The organism is Massilia sp. X63 (assembly GCF_041023745.1).
Taxonomy (GTDB): domain Bacteria; phylum Pseudomonadota; class Gammaproteobacteria; order Burkholderiales; family Burkholderiaceae_D; genus Telluria.
On sequence record NZ_JBFTEF010000006.1, the window covers coordinates 1 to 20291 of the forward strand.

The following is a 20291-nucleotide window of genomic DNA, read 5'->3' on the forward strand; positions in this document are numbered from 1 at the left end:
GTTGACTATGGATGAGGCCGATCGCAATGCGCAGCAATTGCTCGGCAGAGGCAATCCGGTTACCGTCGAGCGCCCAGCGCCAACCCAGGTAGTTGGATAGGTAGCGCGAGGCCACGCCGCGAAAGCGACTCAACCACTGGCGAAAGCGGCTGTGGTAGGCATTGACGTTCTGGACGTGGATCGCGCCTGCAGCGCTTCGGCGTACCCGTACCCCGGCGCGCAGGTCGACCGCCTGGTGCGCAATGCCGTGCTGGCGGGCGAAGGCCCGGTAAGCGGCATGCCCGTCGCTGACCAGGAGCACTTGCCGGTCGAGCCTGGGTAGCAGGTGGCGCGCCAGGTGCGCCGCCGTCAGCGCGCCGCGGCCGACCACGGCATCGATGGTTTGCCCGCTGCGGTCGCGCGCCACCAGGATGCAGTCGAGCTCGCGCGAGATCCCGCGCCTGCCGGCGCGCCTGCCGCGCTTGCGCGCCGGGCGGTCCAGCTTTTTCGCGCCTTTTTGCGACTCCAGCAGGAACATCTCGTCGGCCTCGGCAATGCCATTGAGCAGTTGCGGACGGTCATGCTTGGCGCGCTCGAGAAAGCGGTGGCGCCAGCGAAAGGCCGTGTTGCGGTGCACGCCGACCTGGGCAGCTGCTGCCCGCACCGAGGTCGAGGCCAGGACCGTGCCCAGATAATCCAGCCACTTGTCTCTCCGCCGCAGGCGCGCCAGCGGTGTGCCGCTCAGGTCGTTATAGGTGCGCCCGCATGCGCGGCAGCGGTAGCGTGGCAGGCCGTTGGCCTGGCCGTGCCGGTGGTACCGTTCACAGGCGCAAGCCGGACAGCGCCGCTGCGCTGCGCCAAGCTGGCTGATCAGCGCCACCACCTGCGCCAGGCCGGCTGCCGGTTGCAGCGCGGCCAGCGTGTGCAGGCGCTGCGGCAGGTTCAGGGCCGGCAGTCTGGCAAACCACTTCTTGAACTGAGGCGCGCGCATGCTCGATTCCCGGTGGTGGAGACCAGTGTTCGACCATGAAACAGCTCAGCAGTTCAAACCTCATCCATAGCGAAGGATGACAGCGCCAAATAAAAACGGGCCGGCGATCATGCCGGCCCGTTTCGCTAGCGGCGCCTTAATTGAGCGCCGGGGTGTTCTCGCCGAAGTACTCGTGCGAATCGGCGTTGTCGATCGCCTTGGCCGGATCGCTGATCGCCAGGCTGGCCGCGCCCGACTGGCCGTACACGTGGTCGTCGGTGCCGGCCACCACGTTGAAGTGGCTCATCTCGTGCACCAGGGTGCCGCCCTTCGAGTCGGTGCCGGTCATCGGCGCATTCCAGAAGGCCTTGCAGACGTAGATCTTGTACGGCTGGGTCGGATACACGTAGGCGTAGTAGTTCTGCTTGCAGCCGCAATCGACCGTCACCGGCTTGGTGGCGAAGGCGTCCTTGATGGCGGCAAAGTGCGACTTCACGGTGGCCACGCGGGCGCTGTCGTTGGCGCCGAACCACTTGGTGTAGCGGGTGCCGATCACGCCGCGCTGCATGTAGGCGTCGCCGTCGCTGGCCATGTTCAGGCCTGCCGACATCGCCTGCGTGATCGTGGTCTGCTGGGTGGTGGTGCACTTGTTGAAGCTCAGGCTGGCGGCCGAGGGCTGGATGGCGGCCTGCTTCATCGCTTCGATGTCGAGCATCACCTGCGACTTCTGGCCGCGCGCCACGCGGCCGTCGATCCATACGGAGGCCGGCGCCGACACCAGGGTGGCGTTGTCCGCATCGGCGTCGAAGGCGGCCGCCGCGCCGCTGCGGCCGGGGGCGGCGGGCGCCGCCAGGAACAGCTGCGGCGACACCTGCTTGTAGCTGATCTGGTAGTCGCCGCTCACGCTCATGTCGTACAGGGCCGAGAGTTCGACCTTGACGCTGTGCGAGGCGCCCGGCCTGAGCAGGAAGTAGTCGGCCGCGGTCGGGGCGGCGCGCTTGATGTGGGCGCCGAGGTAGACCACCGGCTGGCCGTCGCGCCGCACGTCGAACAGCGCGTCCTCCACGCCCTCGAAGGGCGTGCGCGCCTTCAGGATGTACTGCGGCGCGCCCGAGTTATTGGTGATGGTGACGCGCACCACCACGTCGTCGTTCTGCCCCAGCGCGGTCTTTTCCGGGATCACCGTCACCGCAACGCCCTTCGGCGCCGCTTGCGCGTTGCATGCCGCTGCGAGTGCAGCCATGCCCAATGCCGACTTCCAGATGCCTTTCAAGCTCATGTTCATTTCTCCGTGTGTGAAAAAATTTTTATGTGGCTTTACTTCAGCCTTATCGAGTTATCCGAACGACATTGGGATAGCTCAACTTCATGGTTACGGAAACCTGGACATGTGTAAAGTTGATTTGATGTAAACGTGACAAATTTTGTGAAGTGTCAACAAAACGCAAAAAACGGCAATCGTGCGCTGGTAATTTGTATACACAAGTGCTAGGAATTGCCTTGCTTTCAGCAGGAACCCGAAGGCCTCGGGAATGCGTGCTTCGGGGATGCCCACGCGGGCCTGTGCGCCGGGGCATCCGCATTTCCGTATGCGCTGCCGCCTACTGCTGCGGCGGCGAATTCTCACCAAAATATTCATGCGAATCGGCGTTGCGGACCGCACGCGCGGGATCGGTGCGCGCCAGCTCGGCCGCGCCCTGCTGGCCGTACACGTGGTCGTCGGTGGCGGCCACCACGTCGAAATGGCTCAGCTCGTGCACCAGGGTGCCGCCGCGCGAGTCGGTACCGGTCGGCGGCGCGGTCCAGAAGGCCTTGCAGACATAGATCGTGTAGGGCTGGGCCGGGTACACGTAGGCGAAATAGTCCGCGTTGCAGCCGCAGTCGATCTTCAGGGGCTTGGTCTCGAAGGCTTCGCGGATGGCCGTGAAATTGGCGTTCACGGTGGCGGAGCGCCCGGCGTCCAGGGCGCCGAACCAGGTCCCGTAGCGTGCGCCGTATTGAGCAACCGAGTGGGCGCCGCCGGCGCCGGCTGCCAGGTAGGCCTGGGCATCGACCGCCATCGTGCGGCCGGCGTCCACCGCCGCTGCCAGCTGTTCCTGCTGTGCGTTCGAGCATTTACTGAATTCCAGCTCGCCGGCGCTGGCCGCCTGCTTGGCCGGCGGCCTGGCGCCGCGCGGCAGGCGGCCGTCGATCCAGATGCTGGCCTGGTTCGAGGCCAGCGCGCCGGGCATGGGCCGCATCCCGGCCGTGGCGAACAGCCCGGACGCCGCGGTGCGGTAGCGCAGCTGGTAGGCGCCGGTCACGCTCATCTCGTAGAGCGCAGACAGCTCGACCGTGCTGCTGACCGAGGCGCCCGGTTCGAGCCGCAGGTAGTCGCCCGGGTCGGGCGCCGGCCGCTTGGCCTTGATGCCGAGGTAAGCGACCTTCTGGCCGTCGCGCTGCACCTCGAACAGCGGCGCTTCGACGCCGCCGACCGGGGTATGCCACTTGAGCAGGAACTGCGGCGTGGCGCTGGTGTTGAGCAGGGTGACGCGGACCAGCACCTCGTCGCTGCGGGCGAACTTGTCGCGCACCGGTGCGATCGTCACGCTGACGTCCTGCGCCGGCGCGGGCAGGGCGGTCAAGGCCAACAGGGCGGACAGGGCAGAACGAAAGGCATGGCGGTGCATGGCAAGCTCCTCGGAGATGACGACCAGCCTACTGTGCGCTGCCGGCGCTGCGAAGTCCTTGAGCAATCCCAAGCGTCTATTTACTGTGGGCAACAAAACCACATGTGCAGTATGGCTAATCCGCAACAGATGTGAGTATTGGTGAATATTTGCTCGATTCACGACAAAGCGATTGCTATCATGCAATCACTTATTCCGAGCGTAAACTTTCCTTCTTTCCTGCCGCCTTCCATGATCATCCAGCACCGATCCCGTCCCGGACGCAGGGGAGCCCTGTCGTGAAAGCTTACCCGGACCATGTCGACGACCTCGCCCGCGAGATCGGACTCGACCGCGAAGAGGTAGAGGCGCGCAAGGCCTTCCTGGAACTGGGCGAATCCGACCTCGCGGCCCTGCTCGACGTGCACGAGCTGCTCGCGTCCCAGCGCGACGCCTTCTCGGACCGCTTCTACGAGCACCTGATGTCCTTCCCGAAGTTGCGCGCGATGCTGGGCGACGGCGCCGACGGACGCCTGCGGCATGTGCAGGCCGGGTATTTCGGCAGCCTGACGGCGGGCGAATACGACGAGGACTACATCCGCGAGCGCCTGCGCGTGGGCGCCACCCACCAGCGCATCGGGCTCGATCCGAAGTGGTACATCGGCGCCTATCGCAAGTACCTGTCCGAACTGGGCGGCCTGTTGTGGCGCCGCCTGCGCGGGCAGCCGGAACGCTTCGGCGCCGCCATGGAAGCGGTGCTCAAGATCGTGTGCTTCGACATGGGGCTGGCGCTCGACACCTACACCCACGCCAGCCAGCGCAGCAGCCTGCAGAACCAGAACTACCTGGAGCAGGTCATCGACGGCATGCCGGCCGGCCTGGTGGTGGTCGATGCCGGGCTGCGCGCCCGATCGATGAACCGCATGATGGCCCAGTTGCTGGGCGTGCCCGACGGCCTGCTGCTCGAGCAGGATCTGGCGCTGGAAGACCTGATACCGAGCACCGAATTGGCCAACCGCGCCGCCGAGGCGCTGGCTTCCGGGGCGCCGCACGACAACGTGCTGGTCACGCTCGAAGGGAGCGCCGGCGGCCTGCGCTACGTCGACTTCAACATCCGCCGCACCCGCAAGGACGGCAGCCACATGCTGCTGCTGATCGGCCAGGACATCACCTTCCGCCGCAAGGCGCGCATGCGCCTGCAGGAGAGCGAGGAGTTCTTCCGGCTCACCTTCAACCAGGCCGCGGTCGGCATCGCGCTGCTGGGCGCCGACGGCCGCGTGCTGCGCACCAACAGCAAGATGTCGCAGATCCTCGGCTATTCCGAGATCGAGCTGCTGCAGCGCTTCTTCCAGCAGCTCACCTGCGGCGACGACCTGCCGGAGGAGCTGGCCCTGATCGCGCGCCTGAAGGCCGGCCAGATCAGCGACTACCAGCGCGAAAAGCGCCTGATACGGCGCGACGGCACCCGGGTCTGGGTCAGCGTCAACGTTTCGAGCATGCGCGACGTGAACGGCAACCAGCGCTTCATCTGCGTCATCAAGGACATCCAGCGCCAGAAGCAGGCCGAGGAAGCCCTGCTGCGCATGGCCAATCACGACGCCCTGACCGGCCTGCCGAACCGGGTCCTGATGCAGGACCGCCTGGGCCAGGCCATCATGCACGCGCACCGGGGCGGGCGCCAGGTGGCGGTGATGTTCATCGACCTGGACCGCTTCAAGCACGTCAACGACAGCCTCGGCCACGATGCCGGCGACGCCCTGATCGTCGAGATCGCGCGCCGCCTGTCCGGCAGCCTGCGCGAGAGCGACACCGTGGCGCGCCAGGGCGGCGACGAATTCGTGGTGGTGCTGCCCGACCTGGCGAGCCAGGACGACGCGGCCAAGGTGGCGCGCAAGCTGCTCGACAACCTGTTCCAGCCCATGCTTCTGTGCGGCCACGAAGTGTTCCCGTCCGGGAGCATCGGCATCGCGATGTATCCGCGCGACGGCGAGGACAGCGCCACCCTTCTGAAGAACGCCGACAGCGCCATGTACGGCTCCAAGGGGCAGGGCGGCAACCATTATTCGTTCTACACGGCCGAGATGGGCGAGCACGCGGCCCTGCACCTGCGCATGGAAGGCGCACTGCAGCGCGCCCTGCAGCGCGACGAGTTCCTGCTGGTCTACCAGCCGGTGGTGGACATCGGCAGCGGGACCGTCTCCGGGGTGGAGGCGCTGCTGCGCTGGCAGCCGCTGGACCGGCCCATGGTCTCGCCCGCGGAGTTCATCCCCCTGGCCGAGGAGACCGGCCTGATCGTGCCGATCGGCGACTGGGTGCTGGCCACCGCCATGCGCCAGCAGGTGGCCTGGCGCGACGCCGGCCTGAGCCCGATGCGCATCAGCGTGAACCTGTCGGCGCGCCAGTTCCTGGGCCAGGACGTGGCCCAGCGCGTGAGCGCGCTGCTGGAGGAAACCGGCTGCGACCCGGCCAGCCTGACGCTCGAGATCACCGAGAGCGTGCTGATGGAAAACCCGGCCGCCGCCGCCGACACCATGGGCCGGCTGGCCGCGATGGGCGTGCAGCTGGCGATCGACGACTTCGGCACCGGCTACTCCAGCCTGGCCAGCCTGAAGCGCTTCCCGATCCACAGCCTCAAGATCGACCGCTCCTTCGTGATGGACCTGACCCAGGACGCCGACGATGCCGCCATCGTCAACGCCGTGATCGCGCTGGCGCACTCGATGAAGCTGAACGTGATCGCGGAAGGCGTCGAGACCAGCGAGCAGCTGGCCTTCCTGCAGCAGCACGGCTGCGACCAGATGCAGGGCTATTGCTTCAGCCGCCCGGTGGCGCCGCAGGGGATCGAAGCGCTGCTGCGCAAGGTGGACGCCGAGCCCGTCGTGTAGCCCTTCAGTTGTGGATGTACCTGGCGAACACGTCGCTGAAATCGCGCTTGGTGTGGGTGTCGAACATGGCGGTATTCAGGGCCGCCAGCAGGTCGCCGTACTGCTTGACCAGGCCGCCTTCGCCCGGGGCGATGTTCAGCTTGTGCACCGAGGCCGTGGCCTCCAGCGCGCGCAGGGCATTGTCGCGCGAGGCCGCATCGCGCTTCTGCTGCTTGCCGATGGTGATCAAGGCCTTGTAGATGTCCTTGAGCTGTTCGATATAGGTCTTCTTGATGTCGATCGAGAACACCGTGTTGTCCAGGCTGAACTTGAGCTCGATATCCAGGTCCAGCGTGCCGGCGGTTTCGATGCTGACCTTGCTGATTTCATGCGAGGCGTAGTCGTAGCGCTTGATCGAGCGCTTCGACGACACCGCCGAGTCGCCGTCCACATGGATCAGCGCCAGGTTGGTGAAGCAGTACTCGTCCTTCTTGCTCTTGATGAGAAAGAAGATCTGCTCGCCGTCTTCGCTGAACAGGTAGTCGTCCGCGTCGACTTTGCCGTAGTCCGCAGGCCCGACGATGACGCCGATATCGCTGATACCCAGTGCTTCCGCCGCCAGTTTCTTGAACATGCCCATCCCCTGTAATGAAAGTTGCCTACCTTAGCACTATTTTATTCTGATAAATATTTCCAAGAATCACAGGCTGAGCTTGTTCTATTCCGGCGCAGGCATGGACGCAGCGACGAGATTCCACCACCGGTGGGGTTTTTCGCCGTGCCAACGTCGCCTTGTTGCGCAAGACCGACATGCGCGCCTTCGGCAAGCCGGACTGACGGCAGCAGGCAGGAACGACAACGGCCGCCCCGGTGAACCGGGGCGGCCGTTTGCGTTGGGATGGGGGCGTCGTCAGCCGACCACGTAGCGCTTCGAGGGCCCGCTGGCGAGCGCCTGGCCGCTGGCGCCGTAGACGCCGCCGGCGTCGGCGCTGGCCGGCATGCGCAGGGCGTTGAGCACGCCCTGGTTGTAGGCCAGCTGCTTGTTGATCAGCATGCCGTTGACGCGGTTGAGTTCCTTGGCTTCGCGGGCCAGCTGGAGCAGCTGCTCCCATTGGGCCCGCGCGTCGGCGCTGCCGCCCACGGCCAGCCAGGGCTCCATGCCCGCTTCCGATGCTTCGCAGCCGGCGGCGAGGAGGGCCGCGTGGCGCTGTGCCGTCAGTTCCGCAAGCGCCTGCAGCAGTGCATCCTTTTGGGGAGTGAGCGTCGCCAGCCCGTCGGCGTCAGCTGCTACGAGGAGCTGCTGTTCCTGTTTCATCAGCGCGATGAGGTCGCTGACGTGTTGCTGTTCTTGCGGGACGGTAGAGATCGGGCTGGTGGGCATGAAGGTTTATCGCTTGCGGGAATGGAGCAAGTCGCGCACGGTATCGAGCAGGCCGTCGGCGACTTTCTCGGAGTTGACCTGGAACTGGCCATCGGCGATGGCCATCTTGATGCGCTCGACTTTCTTGGTGTCGAACACCTGGTTGTTGGCGCCCACGGCGCTGGCCATGGCCTGGCCGGCCGAGGACAGGCGCACGCTGTCGGTCGCTGCCGGCGTGGCGCTGGTCGTTGCAGTGGTCGCCGCCCGGTCGGCGCCGCGTGCGTTCGCGCTGCCGTTGGTGTTGGTCGGCTGAAGGCCTGGGTTGCTCTTGAGGGTATCGTTGATTTTCACAGCATCATCCTTCTCTGTTCGGAGCAGAAACTCCGGGATCTGCATCGTGTAACGGCATTAATCTTGCAAACTTTAGGCCGTCCATCATGCAGAAAGTGCGTCGAATGAAACTATGCGAATGCGATAAGGCGGGCGTCAGATCGCCACTTCGATGATGCCGCCGGCGCGGGCGGTGCCGCTCACCACGGTGCCCGACTGCGTGCGCGCCTGCGCCACCTGGCCTTCGGAGGCGTTGTTGATCGCCCGCGCTTCGCTGGACACCGAAAAATTCGTTCCCTTCGAGACCAGGCGCACCGCCTGGCCCTGCTGGATCACCGGGCGCGACTTCAGGGTGTCGAGGCGCAGCGGCGTGCCGGCGGGCAGGGAAGCGGTCGGGGTACGGCCGATGGCCTGGGCCACGTCGGTGATGATGCCGTTCGGCATAGCGGCGATATCGCCCTTCATCATGACGAGCTGTCCGGCGTCGACCGGCTGGCCCTGGGCCAGCGGCACGGCGGCCGCGACATAGTCTGCCATCACGTTCACGGTGGCCTGAATATACACGGTCCAGGGCGCGGGCGCGGTGCAGCGCACCCCGACCGTTGTTTTTCCCCACGCCCGCGCGCCCGGTTGCTGGAAGGCTTCCGGGGCCGGGCAGCTAGCCAGGCTGGTGCGCGGATCGACCTGGCCCACCTTGATCGTCACCTGGCCCGGCAGGCCGGCGGTCTGGGTCTGCAGATACTGCTCGACGACCGTGCGCAGGGCCGGCAGGTTCTGGCGCTGCGCGTTGATGGCTTGCTGCGCGCTCGCGAGGGGCGCGGCCAGCGCAGTGCCGATCAGCAGCAGGTGACGCAGCAGGTGAGCGAAGATGCGTTTCATGGGACGGATGGAGAGAGTCAATGCTGCCATTTTAGGCAGCATGATTCCTTAGCGAAACTTTGAATAGCCGGGGTTTGGCGGTCCTTATCGATCGATTGGGAAGTGTTGCCTATCCGTATCATCGGTGCTGTCCCAACAAGTCTCAACCCGGAGGCGGCATGATCGGCAAGATCGACCAGTACCTGAGTTTCAACGAAACAGCCCTGTCCCTGCGCGCCCAGCGCCAGGAACTGCTGGCGTCGAACATCGCCAACGCCGACACGCCCAACTACAAGGCGCGGGACATCGATTTCACCAGTGCGCTGCAGAGCGCGCTGGCCGGCAAGGGCGCCGCCGGCGGTCCGCTGGCCACCACTGCCCAGAACCATATCGGCCGCGGCAAGCCAACCGGCGACATGCTGTCCAACGGCACCCCCGTGATGTACCGCGGCGAGGTCCAGGGCAACGTCGACGGCAATACCGTGGACATGGACGTGGAACGCAACCAGTTCGCCGACAACGCGCTGCGCTACGAGGCGGGCATCACGATGATCAACCACCAGATCAAGGGCCTGCTGGCGGCCATCCAGGGACAATAAGGATTAACCCGATATGTCGCTCTTCAATATCTTCAACGTTTCCGGTTCGGCCATGAGCGCCCAGGCCCAGCGCCTGAACACCGTGGCCTCCAACCTGGCCAATGCCGACAGCGCCACCAGCCCCGCGGGCGAAGCCTACCGCGCCAAGGCGGTCGTGTTCGAAGCCGTGCCCCAGCAGTCCGGCGCCACCGGGGTGCGCGTGCGCGAGGTGGTCGAGGACCCGTCGCCGCTCAAGCAGGTCTACGATCCCAAGCACCCGATGGCCGACGAGAAGGGCTATGTGGCAATGCCGAACGTGAACGTGGTGGACGAGATGGTCAACATGCTGTCGGCCTCGCGCTCCTACCAGACCAACGTCGAGACCATGAACGCGGCCAAGACCATGCTGCTCAAGACCCTGACCCTCGGTCAATAAACGATAGGCCACCATGACCACCGTAACCAACACCGGCGCCGCCAGCAACGTCAGCGACCTGATGTCGACCATGAACGCCAGGAAGGCCGAGGTCGACAGCGTCCAGGCCGACACCGACAAGTTCATGACCCTGCTGGTGACGCAGCTGAAGAACCAGGATCCGCTGAACCCGCTCGACAACGCCCAGGTCACCAGCCAGCTGGCCCAGCTCTCGACCGTCACCGGCGTCAACAAGCTCAACGCCACCCTCGAATCGCTGAAGAGCAGCTACCAGTCGGCCGAGGCGATGCAGGCCACCAACCTGATCGGCCACGGCGTGCTGGTCGAGGGCAACAAGCTCGCCCTGCTGGAAGGCCAGGCCATCCTCGGCGTCGAGCTGGCGAGCGCGGCCGACAAGGTGCAGGTGGTGATCACCAGCGCCACCACCGGCAAGGAAGTCGCCACCATCGAGCTCGGCGCCCAGGATGCCGGCGTGGTGCCGATCGCCTGGGACGGCGTGGCCGACCCCACCAAGCTCGATGCCGACGGCAAGCCGGTGACCCTGCCCAACGGCGCATATACCTACAAGGTGGTCGCCCTGCGCGGCGGCGAAGCGCTGACCGATGCGAAGACCCTGTCCTTCGACAGCGTCGCGAGCGTCACCACCAACGCCAAGGACGGTATCAAGCTGAACCTGCCGGGCAAGGGTGTCGTCACCATGGCCGACATCAAACAAGTCCTGTAAGCCGAGCCGCTTACCCCATTTACATCAGGAGTACACCATGTCTTTCCAACAAGGCCTGAGCGGCTTGAACGGCGCAGCCAAATCCCTCGACGTCATCGGCAACAACATCGCCAACGCCAGCACGGTCGGCTTCAAGGGCTCGACCACCCAGTTCGCCGACGTCTATGCCAGCTCGCTGAACGGCGCCGGCGGCATCTCGGCCGGTATCGGCGTGAAGGTGGCGAACATCGCCCAGCAGTTCACCCAGGGTAACGTGGAGGCCTCGAACAATCCGCTCGACATCGCCATCAACGGCGCCGGTTTCTTCCGTACCGAAGCCTCGGGCATGGTGCAGTACAGCCGCAACGGCCAGTTCTCGCTGGACAAGAACGGCTTCCTGATCAATGCGCAGGGCGCCAAGCTGACCGGCTACGGCTTGAGTCCGAGCGGCCAGTTGGTGGCCGGTGCCCCGACCCCGCTGCGGATCGATACCGCCGACCTGGCGCCGGTGAAGACCGAAAAGGTGCGCATGGAGCTGAACCTCGACTCGCGCAGCGCGAACCCGACCAATACGCCGTTCAGCGCCGACGACCCGACCACCTACAACAAGCAGACCCCGATGAGCGTGTACGACACGCTGGGCAACCCGCATGTGCTCTCGACCTTCTACGTCAAGAGCGGCCCGGGCGCCTGGGACGTGTACGCCGCCAATGACGGCACCGAAGTGACCAACCTGAAGGTGGCGGCCGCCGCCACCGGCACCGGCGCCGCCTTCACGGCCGTGAACAGCGCCCGCGCCGACTGGGAAGCCGCCACCAAGGCCGTGCCGCAGGTGCCGGCAACCATCGCCGCCGCCCTCGGCGCCTACGCCACCGCCGCGTCGGCCATGGTGGTGGCCGCCGCCGGCACCGCGGGCGCCACTGCCGCCAACCAGACCGAGATCGGCACTGCCGCCACCAATGCGGCCGCAGTGCCGGGCGCTACGCCGGAGGAGATCGATGCCGCCATGGCCAAGGTGATCAAGGTCCCGGCCGTCCCGGTCGGCAAGCTGGTGTTCGATGCGAACGGCGGCCTGAACAAGGTGTCGTCGACCGACGCCGGCAAGCTTTCCGTCGGCCTGCCGGTGTATCCGTCGACCGGTTCCGAGCTGACCCTGCCGATCACCATCGACTACGACGGCAGCACCCAGTACGGCACCGCCACCAGCGAGAAGCGTCTGGTCCAGGATGGCTACGCGGCCGGCAACCTGCAGCGCTTCACCACCGGCCAGGACGGCACCATCCTGGGCCAGTACAGCAACGGCCAGACCAAGCCGCTGGGCCAGGTGATCCTGGCCAACTTCACCAATCCGAACGGCCTCGAGCCGCTGGGCAACAATGCCTGGGCCGAATCGGCCAGCTCGGGCGTGCCGCTGCTCGGCACCCCGAACTCGGGCAGCTTCGGCGTGCTGCAGCAGTCGGCGGTGGAGAGCTCGAACGTCGACCTGACTGCGGAACTGGTCAACATGATCACCGCGCAGCGCGTGTACCAGGCGAACGCGCAGACCATCAAGACGCAGGATTCGGTGCTGCAGACGCTGGTGAACCTGCGCTGATGCCAGGCTGAGCTGATCGCGACACGGAGAAAACATGGACCGCCTCATCTACACCGCCGCCAGCGGCGCCAAGCACATCCTGGAACAGCAGGCCACCACCTCGAACAACCTGGCCAACGTGAACACCACGGGCTTCCGTGCCCAGCTGGACGTGTTCCGCGCCGTGCCGGTGCAGAGCGAAGGCCTGCCGACCCGCGCCTTCGTGGTCAACTCGACCGCGGCGGCCGACTTCACGCCGGGCGCGCTGCAGGTGACCGGGCGCGATCTCGACGTCGCCGTGAAGGGCGAGGGCTGGCTGGCGGTGCAGATGCCGGACGGAACCGAAGCCTATACCCGCAACGGTTCCCTGCAGACCAGCCAGAACGGCCTGCTCACCACCGCCGGCGGCGCGACCATCGCGGGCGAAGGCGGCCCGATCACGATCCCGCCGGACGTCACCGTGACGGTGGGCGGCGACGGCACCATCTCGACCATCTCCACCACCGACCAGCCGGCGGCCGCCAACATCCTGGGACGCCTGAAACTGGTCAACCCGCCGGCGGCCAGCCTGGTGCGCGGCGACGACGGCCTGTTCCGCCTGAAGGACGGCGGCAGCGCCCAGCCGGATGCGGCGGTACGCGTGGCCGGCGGCGCGCTCGAGGGCAGCAATGTCAGCGCGGTCGACTCGATGGTGAGCATGATCAGCCTGGCGCGTTCTTTCGAGACGCAAATGAGCCTGATGAAGAACGCCGAGAATAACGCGGCGAAAGCCACCCAGATCCTCGCTTTGAATTGATAGTTGCTCCAGCATAATTCTCCTGTACGTGGCGGACTTCGTCCGTCGCCAATAGGAGAAACCCATGATCCGTTCGCTGTTTATCGCCAAGACCGGCCTCGAAGCGCAGCAGACCAACCTCGACGTCATCTCGAACAACCTCGCCAACGTCAGCACCAGCGGCTTCAAGCGCTCGCGTGCGGTGTTCGAGGACCTGCTGTACCAGAACGTGCGCCAGCCCGGCGCCCAGTCCTCGCAGCAGAACAACCTGCCTTCGGGCCTGCAGATCGGCACCGGCGTGCGCACCGTCGCCACCGAGCGCATCTTCACCCAGGGTAATCCCCAGCTGACCGGCAACTCGAAGGATGTGATGGTCAACGGCTCGGGCTTCTTCCCGGTGCTGCTGCCGGACGGCACCCAGGCCTATACCCGCGACGGCTCCTTCCAGACCGACCAGAACGGCCAGCTGGTCACGTCCAGCGGCTTCGTGGTCCAGCCTGCCATTACCATCCCGGCGAACGCCGAGTCGATCACCGTCGGCCGCGACGGCACCGTGTCGGTGAAACTGCCGGGCGCGGTGGCCCCGACCCAGGTCGGCTCGCTGCAGCTGGCCACCTTCATCAACCCGGCCGGCCTCGAATCGCGCGGCGAGAACCTGTACGTCGAGACCGGCGCCTCGGGCAATCCCAACCTGAACGTGCCGGGCACCAATGGTTCAGGCGTACTGATGCAAGGTTATGTCGAATCCTCGAACGTGAACGTGGTCGAGGAAATGGTCAACATGATCCAGACCCAGCGCGCCTACGAGATCAACAGCAAGGCGATCACCACCTCCGACCAGATGCTGCAGAAGCTGGCCCAGCTGTAATCAAGACCCCGCGTATGAAACCGACTTCCTTCTTCGCCGCGGCCGCGCTGGTCGCCCTTGCCGGGTGCTCGACCACCCCGAGCACCATCGTGCAGGGCCCGCTGTCTTCCCGCCCGATGCTGGTGCAGGCTGCGCTGCCCACCGACGGCGCGATCTACAACGCCAACAGCTACCGCCCGATGTTCGAAGACCGCCGCGCGCGCCACATCGGCGACCTGCTGACGGTGAACATCAGCGAGCGCACCTCGGCCGGCAAGTCGGGCGCCAGCACCGGCAGCAAGTCGGGCAGCGCCAGCTTCTCGGTGCCGGGCCCGCTGCAGGCGCGCATCGGCGCCGGCGTGGCGCTGGAAGGGGCGAACAAGTTTGCCGATGCCGACACCCAGAGCGCCTCGAACAACTTCACCGGCACCCTCGGCGTGACCGTGACCGAAGTGCTCCCGAACGGCAACCTGATCGTGGCCGGCGAGAAGCAGGTCGCCATGAACAAGGGCATCGAATTCATCCGCTTCTCGGGCATGGTGGCGCCGGACACCATCCAGCCGGGCAATATCGTCTCGTCCACCGTGATCGCCGACGCGCGCGTCGAATACCGCACCAACAGCCGCGTCGATAAAGCCGAGCTGAGCAACATGTTCTCGCGCTTCTTCCAGTCGATGCTGCCGTTCTGAGGATGTTTTCATGCGTACCAAACTGAGTTCGATCGTCGTTCTGGCCGCCGCCCTGCTGGGCGCGGCTCCGCTGGCCCAGGCCGAGCGCATCAAGGACCTCGCCAGCATCGCCGGCGTGCGCCAGAACCAGCTGTCGGGCTACGGCATCGTCGTCGGCCTGGACGGCACCGGCGACCAGACCAGCCAGACGCCCTTCACCGTGCAGTCGATCCAGGCGATGCTGCAGCAGAAGGGCGTCAACCTGCCTCCGGGCACCCAGCTGCAGCTGAAGAACGTCGCGGCCGTGATGGTCACGACCTCGCTGCCGGCCTTTGCCCAGCCGGGCCAGACCATCGACATCACGGTGTCCTCGATCGGCAACGCGAAGAGCCTGCGCGGCGGCACCCTGCTCATGACCCCGCTGCACGGCGCCGACGGCCAGGTGTATGCGATGGCACAGGGCAACGTGCTGGTCGGCGGCGTCGGCGCCCAGGCCGGCGGCGCCCAGGTGCAGGTCAACCACCTGTCGGTGGGCAAGGTGTCTGGCGGCGCCACCGTCGAGCGCGCGGTGGCCTCCAGCCTCGGCGCCGACAACCAGATCCGCCTGGAGCTGAACCAGACCGATTTCTCGACCGCCGCACGGGTGGTCGAAGCCATCAACGACCAGTTCGGCGCGGGCATCGCCACCGCCCTGGATGGCCGGGTGATCCGCGTGCGCACGCCGTCCTCGAGCGACCAGCGGGTGGCCTTCATCGGCCAGCTGGAAAGCATCGACGTGTCGCGCGCCAGGGACGCGGCCAAGGTCATCATGAATGCGCGTACCGGTTCGGTCGTGATGAACCAGGCCGTGATGCTGGAAAGCTGCGCGATTTCGCACGGCAACCTCACCGTGACGGTGGGCGCCGATACCGAAGTGAGCCAGCCGAACCCGGCGTCGCGCGGCGCCACCGTGGTCACCCAGAACCGCTCGGTCGACATCAAGAAGGATCCGGGCCGCGTACTCATGATCAAGGGCGGCGCTTCGCTGGCCGAAGTCGTGAAAGCCATGAATTCCATCGGCACCACCCCGCAAGACCTGCTCGCCATCCTGCAGGCCCTGAAAGCCGCCGGCTCGCTGCGCGCGGAACTCGAGATCATTTAATAAGCGTTACCTATCCCCATGATCGGCTCTCCCTCCACTGACCTGACCAGCAAGTTCGCCCTCGACACCAAGGGCCTGGGCGAACTCAAGCAATCGGCCAAGGCCGGCTCGCCCGCCGCGCTGAAGGAGGCGGCGACGCAGTTCGAAGCCATGTTCATCAACATGATGATGAAGAGCATGCGCGAAGCGACCCCGCAGGAAGGGATCATGGACAACCAGCAGAGCAAGATGTTCACCGGCATGCTGGACCAGCAGCTGAGCCAGAACCTGGCCAAGCGCGGCATGGGCCTGGCCGACGTGCTGACCCGCCAGCTGACCTCGAACCAGATGGGCGCGCAGGCGCTGGCCATCGGCGCCGACGGCGCGTCTTACGGAAGCTCGGCGGGCCGGGCCGCCGCCGCCGCATCCAGCCTGGCGCCACCCGACGGCAGCATGCGTCCGGGCATGGATGCGGCGACGCTCATCAAGACCGGCGCTCCCCGGCCGGGTGCGCCGGTGCTGCCGCTGACCACCGCCAGCGGCCGGGTCCAGCCGCCGCACGTGCGCGACTTCCAGGAAAAGCTGCACGCCCACGCGGCCGAAGCCGAGCGCGCCACCGGCGTGCCGGCCAAGTTCATGCTTGGCCAGGCGGCGCTGGAAAGCGGCTGGGGCAAGCGCATGATCCGCAACGCCGACGGCAGCAACAGCAACAACCTGTTCGGCATCAAGGCCGGCCCGGGCTGGAAGGGCAAGGTCGCCACCGCCGTCACCACCGAATACATCAACGGCCGCGCGCACCAGAAGGTCGAGAAGTTCCGCGCCTACGACACGCCGGCCGAGTCCTTCAAGGACTACGCCAACATGCTGGCCAAGAACCCGCGCTACGAGAAAGTGCTGGACAGCGGCGGCGATGCCGCGGCCTTCGCCCACGGCCTGCAGCGCGCCGGCTATGCCACCGACCCGCAGTATGCGGCCAAGCTGACCCGTGTTATCAAGAATTCATTGGCTTGAAGGCAAGGTCAAGTTTTCGACACAGCTGCCGTAGATAGAACCGTTAAGAAGGAAGAATAAATGTCCGGTAACCTCCTCAGCATTGGCAAGAGCGGCCTGTTCGCAGCGCAGGCGGGCCTGTCCACGACCGGCCACAACATCACCAATGCCGGCGTGGCCGGCTACAACCGCCAGGTGGTGGTGCAGGCCACCGGTCCGATGCTCGACACCGGCGTCGGCTTCCAGGGTACCGGCACCCAGATTGCCGAGATCAAGCGCTACAGCGACGAATTCCTGAATTCGCAGGTGCGCAACGCCCAGGCCAGCAAGAGCGGGCTGGATTCCTACTACGCCCAGATCAGCCAGATCGACAACATGCTGGCCGACCAGACCGCCGGCCTGTCGCCGTCGCTGCACGGTTTCTTCAAGGGCGTGCAGGACGTGGCCGCCAAGGGCGCCACGCTGCCCTCGCGCGAGGCGATGCTGTCCGCGGCAGACACCCTGGCCACCCGCTTCCAGGCCCTGGACACGCGCCTGGGCGAGATCCGCGAAGGCGTGAACAGCACCATCCAGACCAGCGTCACGGTGATCAACTCGTACGCCCAGCAGATCGCCGACCTGAACGACAAGATCGGGACCTTCGCCGCCGCCCAGCAGCGCGCACCGAACGACTTGCTCGACAAGCGTGACCAGCTGGTGATGGAGCTGAACACCCACGTCAAGGCCAATGTCATGCCAGGCGATAACAACAGCCTGACGGTCTCGATCGGCAGCGGCCAGCCGCTGGTGGTGGGGCAGCGTGCCTTCCAGCTGGCGGCCACCAAGTCGCCGACCGACCTGACCCGGATGGAAGTGGGCTATGTCACCGGCAGCAAGGTCACCGTGCTGGCCGATAACGCGCTGTCCGGCGGCACCCTTGGCGGCGCGCTCGAGTTCCGCAGCAAGACCCTCGACCCGGCCCAGAGCGCGCTCGGCAAGATCGCGATCGGCCTGGCCATCGAATTCAATGCCCAGCACAAGCTGGGCCTGGACCAGAACGGCGTGGCGGGCAAGGATTTCTTCAGCGTGGCCCCGGCCTACGTGGGCAAGAACATCAACAATGCGCTGTCCAGCACGACCGCGGTGCAGGCGGTCGTCAGCGACCCGAGCAAGCTGATGGACAGCGACTACAAGGTCAAGTTCGACGGCACCAACTATAACGTGATCCGCCTGTCGGACAACAAGTCGATCCCGGTCACGCCCTACAGCGCGTCCGGCACCACGATGACCATCGACGGCGTCGACTTCACCATTTCCGGCGCCGCCGCCAAGGACGACGAATTCCTGGTGCGTCCGACCATCGGCGGCGCCGCCAACTTCAACCTGCTGGTCGGGCATGTGGCGGACATTGCCGCCGCCGCGCCGATCGTCACCAGCGAACCGCTCAGCAATACCGGCAGCGCCAAGATCAGCGAAAGCAAGGTCGGCAAGGACTTCCTGACCGGCGGCCCGGCGCTGCCGGTGACCCTCGCCTTCGACAGCGCCACCGGCAAGCTGAACGGCTTCCCGGCCGGTCTTGCCGTCAGCGTGAAGAACAGCGCGGGCGTGGTGACCAACTACCCGGCCCCCGCCACCAACGTGAGCTTCGCGGCCGGTTCCACCTACACCTTCGGCGGCCTCAGCGTGACCATGACCGGCGTGCCGGGCAATGGCGACACCTTCACCATCGAGAACAACGCCAGCGGCGTAGGCGATACCCGCAACATCGGCCTGCTGGGCGACCTGCAGACCAAGAACATCTTCAACAACGGCAGCGCCACGATCCAGTCCTCCTACGCCCAGCTGGTCAGCACGGTGGGCAACAAGACCCGCGAAGTGCAGGTCAACGGCGACGCGGCCGGGGCGCTGCTGACCCAGGCCAAGGCCACGGCGGCCGACGTCTCGGGTGTCAACCTGGACGAGGAAGCCACCAACCTGATCAAGTACCAGCAGGCCTACCAGGCGGCGGGCAAGGTCATGCAGATCGCCGGCACCATCTTCGACACGCTGCTGTCGATCGGGCGCTGAGCGCAACAGGCAAACCGGTAGCAGGCAAACGAACACGAGGCACCCATGCGCATCAGTACTCTCTCGATCTACAACAACGCCACTTCGCAGCTCAACACGCTGCAGAGCGCCCTGGCGCGGACCCAGAACCAGTTGTCGACCAACCGCCGCATCCTGACCCCGGCCGACGACCCGGTGGCCTCGGCGCGCGCGCTCGAAGTGAGCCAGTCGAGGGAGATGAACGCGCAGTTCGCCACCAACCGCACCAGCGCGCGCTCCACGCTGGGGACGGTCGAAAACGCGCTGCAGAACGCCGGCAACCTGCTGCAGGACATCCAGCAACTGACGGTCAATGCCGGCAGCGGCAGCATGCTGCCGCAGGACCGCGAAGCCCTCGCCATCGAGCTGGAGGGGCGCCTGGAAGACCTGCTGGGCGTGGCCAACACCACCGACGGGGCAGGGGGCTTCCTGTTCTCCGGCTACATGTCGACCACCCAGCCCTTCACCCGCACCCCCGACGGCGCGGCCTACCAGGGCGACCAGGGCCAGCGCCAGCTGCAGGTGGGGGCCTCGCGCAAGATCCCGCTGTCGGCTTCCGGCACCGCCGTGTTCGAGAACAACCGGACCGGCAACGGCACCTTCCAGACCCAGGCCGCGCCGGGCAATACCGGCGCCGCCATCATCTCCTCCGGTTCGGTGACCGACCGCGCCCTGGCCAATGCCGGGCGCGACTACAAGCTGAGCTTCACGGTAAGCGGCACCCCGGCCGTGACCACCTACAGCGTGGTCGACACCACCACCGCCGGCACCGAGGTCCCGGTGCCCGGCCAGACCGCCATCGCCTACGAGCCGGGCAAGACGATCAGCTTCGGCGGCCTGAGCTTCGACATCAAAGGCGTGCCGGCCGACGGCGACGTCTTCACGGCGAAACCGAGCGAGAAGCAGTCGGTGTTTGCCACCGTGACGGACCTGATCGCCGCGCTGCGCGCCCCGGCCGACGGCTCGAGCGGCAAGGCGGCCCTGACCAACAGCCTGAACACCGCGCTCGACAACCTGAAATCGGCGCACGACAACGTGCTGACCGTGCAGGCCTCGGTGGGCGCGCACATGAAGGAACTCGATTACCTCGACAGTGCGGGCGACGACCTCGACATCCAGTATGCGGCCACCCTGGGCGACCTGCAGGACCTGGACATGGTCAAGGCGATCTCCGAGTTCTCGATACAGCAGACCACGCTGCAGGCGGCGCAGATGTCGTTCAAGACGATGTCGGGCCTGTCGCTGTTCAATTACCTGTAAAAATCCTCAGCTCCCCATGAAGCCGGCGCCAGCCGGCTTTTTTCATGGCGCGGTCGCCTTCGTGCATCGCCGGGGAAAGCACCATCCGGTCGCTTCTTCCAGCCCCTTTTGGAACGATTTGCAGTTCTCCAAATTTGCACGCGCCCCGTATTGACGGGCGCGCTGAAGCGCAGGCGTACCGCTCGAGTGTTTCTGAATATGCATATCTTTATTACAAAAATATGAATTGCGCGTAACACCCATGTGGTCGAAGTAACAAAGCGTATCA

At 65.9% G+C, this 20291-nt stretch carries 19 protein-coding genes; 12 read left to right on the plus strand and 7 right to left on the minus strand.

From position 1 onward, the window contains the following. The 3 genes from AB3347_RS13410 to AB3347_RS13420 form a co-directional block, all read right to left on the minus strand. On the minus strand, positions 1–970 hold a 970-nt coding region (locus tag AB3347_RS13410), incomplete at its 3' end, for an IS1595 family transposase (protein ID WP_369092309.1). 136 nt (positions 971–1106) lie between these two features. Continuing rightward, positions 1107–2228 carry a M35 family metallo-endopeptidase gene (locus AB3347_RS13415; RefSeq protein WP_369092310.1) on the minus strand — a complete coding sequence of 374 codons (1122 nt, stop codon included), beginning with the start codon at positions 2226–2228 and terminating at the stop codon, positions 1107–1109. A 322-nt stretch (positions 2229–2550) separates the two neighbouring features. Beyond that, positions 2551–3618 carry a M35 family metallo-endopeptidase gene (locus tag AB3347_RS13420; protein ID WP_369092311.1) on the minus strand — a complete coding sequence of 356 codons (1068 nt, stop codon included), beginning with the start codon at positions 3616–3618 and terminating at the stop codon, positions 2551–2553. 278 nt (positions 3619–3896) lie between these two features. Between AB3347_RS13420 and AB3347_RS13425 the strand changes: the two genes are divergently transcribed. Next, a complete protein-coding gene (locus AB3347_RS13425) occupies positions 3897–6482 on the plus strand; it encodes an EAL domain-containing protein (RefSeq protein WP_369092312.1) in 2586 nt (861 codons plus the stop codon). A gap of 4 nt (positions 6483–6486) precedes the next feature. Here AB3347_RS13425 and AB3347_RS13430 read toward each other — a convergent pair whose 3' ends face one another. The 4 genes from AB3347_RS13430 to flgA form a co-directional block, all read right to left on the minus strand. Then, positions 6487–7095: a PH domain-containing protein gene (locus AB3347_RS13430; RefSeq protein ID WP_369092313.1), complete on the minus strand. Its 609-nt coding sequence runs from the start codon at positions 7093–7095 to the stop codon at positions 6487–6489. Between the two features lie 276 nt (positions 7096–7371). Then, positions 7372–7842, minus strand: coding sequence for a flagella synthesis protein FlgN (locus tag AB3347_RS13435; RefSeq protein ID WP_369092314.1), 471 nt, complete (start codon positions 7840–7842; stop codon positions 7372–7374). A 6-nt stretch (positions 7843–7848) separates the two neighbouring features. Then, a complete protein-coding gene (gene flgM, locus AB3347_RS13440) occupies positions 7849–8172 on the minus strand; it encodes a flagellar biosynthesis anti-sigma factor FlgM (protein ID WP_369092315.1) in 324 nt (107 codons plus the stop codon). Between the two features lie 135 nt (positions 8173–8307). Next, the gene (gene flgA / locus AB3347_RS13445; protein WP_369092316.1) at positions 8308–9030 is read right to left on the minus strand and encodes a flagellar basal body P-ring formation chaperone FlgA; all 723 of its coding nucleotides are present in this window, start codon (positions 9028–9030) and stop codon (positions 8308–8310) included. Positions 9031–9188: 158 nt separating this feature from the next. Here flgA and flgB point away from each other — a divergent pair, with 158 nt between their 5' ends. From flgB to flgL, 11 genes are all read left to right on the plus strand, one after another. Then, complete coding sequence (flgB, locus tag AB3347_RS13450; RefSeq protein ID WP_369092317.1) at positions 9189–9608, plus strand: flagellar basal body rod protein FlgB; 420 nt, start codon at positions 9189–9191, stop codon at positions 9606–9608. 13 nt (positions 9609–9621) lie between these two features. After that, entirely contained in the window at positions 9622–10023 is a 402-nt protein-coding gene (gene flgC / locus AB3347_RS13455; RefSeq protein WP_369092318.1) for a flagellar basal body rod protein FlgC, read from the plus strand. Between the two features lie 13 nt (positions 10024–10036). Further along, positions 10037–10747, plus strand: coding sequence for a flagellar hook assembly protein FlgD (locus AB3347_RS13460; RefSeq protein ID WP_369092319.1), 711 nt, complete (start codon positions 10037–10039; stop codon positions 10745–10747). Between the two features lie 37 nt (positions 10748–10784). Continuing rightward, positions 10785–12320: a flagellar hook protein FlgE gene (locus tag AB3347_RS13465; protein WP_369092320.1), complete on the plus strand. Its 1536-nt coding sequence runs from the start codon at positions 10785–10787 to the stop codon at positions 12318–12320. 34 nt (positions 12321–12354) lie between these two features. Continuing rightward, positions 12355–13095 carry a flagellar basal-body rod protein FlgF gene (flgF, locus tag AB3347_RS13470; protein WP_369092321.1) on the plus strand — a complete coding sequence of 247 codons (741 nt, stop codon included), beginning with the start codon at positions 12355–12357 and terminating at the stop codon, positions 13093–13095. A 64-nt stretch (positions 13096–13159) separates the two neighbouring features. Beyond that, positions 13160–13942, plus strand: coding sequence for a flagellar basal-body rod protein FlgG (gene flgG, locus AB3347_RS13475; protein WP_369092322.1), 783 nt, complete (start codon positions 13160–13162; stop codon positions 13940–13942). A gap of 14 nt (positions 13943–13956) precedes the next feature. Beyond that, positions 13957–14610, plus strand: a complete 654-nt coding sequence (locus tag AB3347_RS13480) for a flagellar basal body L-ring protein FlgH (RefSeq protein ID WP_369092323.1) — start codon at positions 13957–13959, stop codon at positions 14608–14610. Between the two features lie 10 nt (positions 14611–14620). Next, positions 14621–15730, plus strand: coding sequence for a flagellar basal body P-ring protein FlgI (locus AB3347_RS13485; protein ID WP_369092324.1), 1110 nt, complete (start codon positions 14621–14623; stop codon positions 15728–15730). Between the two features lie 18 nt (positions 15731–15748). Next, the gene (gene flgJ, locus AB3347_RS13490; RefSeq protein WP_369092325.1) at positions 15749–16720 is read left to right on the plus strand and encodes a flagellar assembly peptidoglycan hydrolase FlgJ; all 972 of its coding nucleotides are present in this window, start codon (positions 15749–15751) and stop codon (positions 16718–16720) included. 60 nt (positions 16721–16780) lie between these two features. Beyond that, positions 16781–18745, plus strand: coding sequence for a flagellar hook-associated protein FlgK (gene flgK / locus AB3347_RS13495; protein WP_369092326.1), 1965 nt, complete (start codon positions 16781–16783; stop codon positions 18743–18745). A 45-nt stretch (positions 18746–18790) separates the two neighbouring features. Continuing rightward, complete coding sequence (gene flgL, locus AB3347_RS13500) at positions 18791–20023, plus strand: flagellar hook-associated protein FlgL (protein WP_369092327.1); 1233 nt, start codon at positions 18791–18793, stop codon at positions 20021–20023. The last annotated feature ends 268 nt before the right edge of the window (positions 20024–20291 follow it).

Coding starts and splice junctions, on each gene's coding strand:
- AB3347_RS13435 (WP_369092314.1), bottom strand. CDS start 7,842: ATGCCCACCAGCCCGATCTCTACCGTCCCGCAAGAACAGCAACACGTC.
- AB3347_RS13480 (WP_369092323.1), top strand. CDS start 13,957: ATGAAACCGACTTCCTTCTTCGCCGCGGCCGCGCTGGTCGCCCTTGCC.
- AB3347_RS13430 (WP_369092313.1), bottom strand. CDS start 7,095: ATGTTCAAGAAACTGGCGGCGGAAGCACTGGGTATCAGCGATATCGGC.
- flgF (WP_369092321.1), top strand. CDS start 12,355: ATGGACCGCCTCATCTACACCGCCGCCAGCGGCGCCAAGCACATCCTG.
- flgJ (WP_369092325.1), top strand. CDS start 15,749: ATGATCGGCTCTCCCTCCACTGACCTGACCAGCAAGTTCGCCCTCGAC.
- AB3347_RS13465 (WP_369092320.1), top strand. CDS start 10,785: ATGTCTTTCCAACAAGGCCTGAGCGGCTTGAACGGCGCAGCCAAATCC.
- flgK (WP_369092326.1), top strand. CDS start 16,781: ATGTCCGGTAACCTCCTCAGCATTGGCAAGAGCGGCCTGTTCGCAGCG.
- flgA (WP_369092316.1), bottom strand. CDS start 9,030: ATGAAACGCATCTTCGCTCACCTGCTGCGTCACCTGCTGCTGATCGGC.
- flgL (WP_369092327.1), top strand. CDS start 18,791: ATGCGCATCAGTACTCTCTCGATCTACAACAACGCCACTTCGCAGCTC.
- flgG (WP_369092322.1), top strand. CDS start 13,160: ATGATCCGTTCGCTGTTTATCGCCAAGACCGGCCTCGAAGCGCAGCAG.
- flgB (WP_369092317.1), top strand. CDS start 9,189: ATGATCGGCAAGATCGACCAGTACCTGAGTTTCAACGAAACAGCCCTG.
- AB3347_RS13485 (WP_369092324.1), top strand. CDS start 14,621: ATGCGTACCAAACTGAGTTCGATCGTCGTTCTGGCCGCCGCCCTGCTG.
- AB3347_RS13420 (WP_369092311.1), bottom strand. CDS start 3,618: ATGCACCGCCATGCCTTTCGTTCTGCCCTGTCCGCCCTGTTGGCCTTG.
- flgC (WP_369092318.1), top strand. CDS start 9,622: ATGTCGCTCTTCAATATCTTCAACGTTTCCGGTTCGGCCATGAGCGCC.
- AB3347_RS13460 (WP_369092319.1), top strand. CDS start 10,037: ATGACCACCGTAACCAACACCGGCGCCGCCAGCAACGTCAGCGACCTG.
- AB3347_RS13415 (WP_369092310.1), bottom strand. CDS start 2,228: ATGAGCTTGAAAGGCATCTGGAAGTCGGCATTGGGCATGGCTGCACTC.